This window comes from Arenimonas sp. (assembly GCF_019459675.1).
Taxonomy (GTDB): domain Bacteria; phylum Pseudomonadota; class Gammaproteobacteria; order Xanthomonadales; family Xanthomonadaceae; genus Arenimonas.
In genome coordinates this window covers 1-2,293 of record NZ_JAIBFH010000388.1, presented here as the reverse complement: position 1 = coordinate 2,293, position 2,293 = coordinate 1, and the positions used below count along the sequence as shown (strand labels likewise).

At 75.9% G+C, this 2,293-nt stretch carries 1 protein-coding gene; it reads right to left on the bottom strand.

The features are described 5' to 3' along the window. Positions 1-2,225: ankyrin repeat domain-containing protein (locus K0M70_RS12850; protein WP_290782550.1), on the bottom strand; the 2,225-nt coding region annotated here is incomplete at its 3' end. Positions 2,226-2,293: the final 68 nt, after the last annotated feature.

Here is a 2,293-nt window from a genome sequence, read left to right as displayed (position 1 = left end):
CGGCGGCCATTCGGGTCCGCGCCGGCGGCCTGCAGGGGTTCGGCCAGGCGCAGCCATCCCTGGCGGATGGCCAGGCCCTGGGGCGGATCGGGGGGCGCGCCGCCGAACGCATCGGCGCCGCGCTCAAGCAGGGCAAGGGCGAACTGTTCGTGGCCACGCGTGGTGTGTTCGCCCTGCAGGCAGGCCTGCAGCCAGCGCGCCAGGCCACCGCGGCCACCTGCGGCCTGGCCACCGTCCAGCAGGCGCAGCAGGGCCGCCGACGCGTGGCCGCCGCGACCCAGCAGGTGGAAGAACACGCTGTCCTCGTCGTCCAGGCGCACGTCGGCGCTGGCGCCATGGCGCAGCAGCCAGCTGAGGTTGGGCAGGTCGCCTTCGCCGGCGAACTCCAGCAGCAGCGACGCCAGGCCAACGGCGTCCGGGCCTGCGCCGAGGCGCAGCATGGCCTCGGCCGACTCGGGCCGATCGGCCGACAGCGCTTCGCGCAGCAGTTCACGCGGCGTCTTCTCGAAGTGGCCTTCCGACAGTCCCTCGGCCACGCTGGCCGGCAGCGGATAGGTAGGATCAAGCACCGCCACCAGCGGCCAGCGGCCAGCGCCCAGCGCGTGCTCCAGGGCGCGCCGGCCGTCCTGGTCGCGCTGTTCGGGGTTCACCCCCATCGCGATCAGATGGCGCAGGAGTTCGGGCGCGACGCCGGTTTCAGCGGCCAGCACCAGGGCGTTGCGTCCGCGTTCGTCCACCGCGGCGGCGTCGGGCTTGGCCAGGGCCAGCCGGGCCAGCACGCCGGCGTGGCCGCCGCGCGCGGCTTCCAGCAGCGGCGACGCGCCGTCGCCGTCGCGTGCGTTGCGATCGGCGCCGGCGTCCAGCAGCTCGCCGACGATCTCGGCATTACCCGCCGCGCAGGCCAGCAGCAGCGCCGTGCGCTGCCCGATGCCGCGTGCATCCACGCGCGCCTTGTGCCGCAGCAGCAGCTGCACCCCGGCGATATCGTCGTCGCCCACCACCGCGGCCAGCAGCGCCGGCTGGCCCTGCTTGGGCTCGGGCTTGGCACCGCGTTCAATCAGGAAGCGCGCCAGGCGCCAGTTGCCGGCGGCGCAGGCCACGCCCAGCGGGCTGAAGCCATCCTGATTGAGCGCATCGAGCAGTGCGCCGGCGTCCAGCAGCAGCGCGGCAACGGCGGCATCGGTGCTGCGCGCGGCGTGGTGCAGCGGCGTGTTGCCGTCGGCGTCGGCGCGGCGCGCGTCGGCGCCGTTGGCCAGCAGGGTCATCACTGCTTCCGGGCGGCCGTGCCAGCTGTCGCGGGTGGCGGCCAGCAGCGGGGTCAGGCCGGCGTGTTCGGCGTTGAGATCGACGCCGCGTGCAATCAGTTCACGCAGCAGGCGCAGGTCGCCCAGCAGCGCCGCCAGCATCGGCAGGGTGCGCTGGTCGCGCTCGCCCGCGGGCGGCTCCGCCGACGGGTCGGCGCCGGACTGCAGGGCGGCCAGGGCGGCGTCGATGCGGCCGGCGCGGGTGGCGGCATACAGCGCGGAGTCCGGCTCTTCATCGTCCATGGCGGCAGGGGCAACGGCGGCTTCTTCGTCGTCGTCATCGCCATAGATCGGCAGCGCGCCGAGCGGCAGCGCCGGGGGCGGCGCACCGTAGCGCTGCACCAACGCGTGGGCCACCAGCGCCGTGAACAGCTGCGCGGCCACCAGCGGCAGACGCAGCCCGGCCGGCACCAGGCCGGGCCAGGCCAGCAGCAGCGCACCCACCGCCACCACGAACACCGACAGCGCAACCACGAAACCGCGGCCCGCCTCGTCCGGACCCGCCGACCCCACGGCCGAGGCCAGTGCGGGCAGCCGCGCCGATTCACGTTCCGCCAGGCCGAAGGCCGGCCAGCCGCGCCACAGGCACAGCAGGGCCGCGCCGGCCATGCCGCTCAGGGCCAGGCTCGCGGCCAGGGAACCGGTGTCGCGCAGCGCCGCCAGCGGCCAGCCCACGGCCAGCGCCACCAGCGCCAGGGCGGCAGCCCAGACGGCCGCCAGCGCCAGCGCATCGCCGCGACTGGCAGCGCCCAGCGTCACCGGTCGTCTGCCCCGCAGGCCGGCCAGGCCCAGGGCCAGGGCCGGCTGCGCCAGCCAGGTGCCGGCCAGCGCCAGCGGGTGCGCCCACAGCGGCAGCAGGGACAGCCCGACGCCCAGCGCCAGCCAGGCCCAGGCCGCGCCGGTGCGCGGGGAATCAGCCATCGACCATGGGATCCAGCAGCGTGGGCGGGAACTGCAGGTGGAAACCGTGCGCCGCCAGGTGGGCCCGC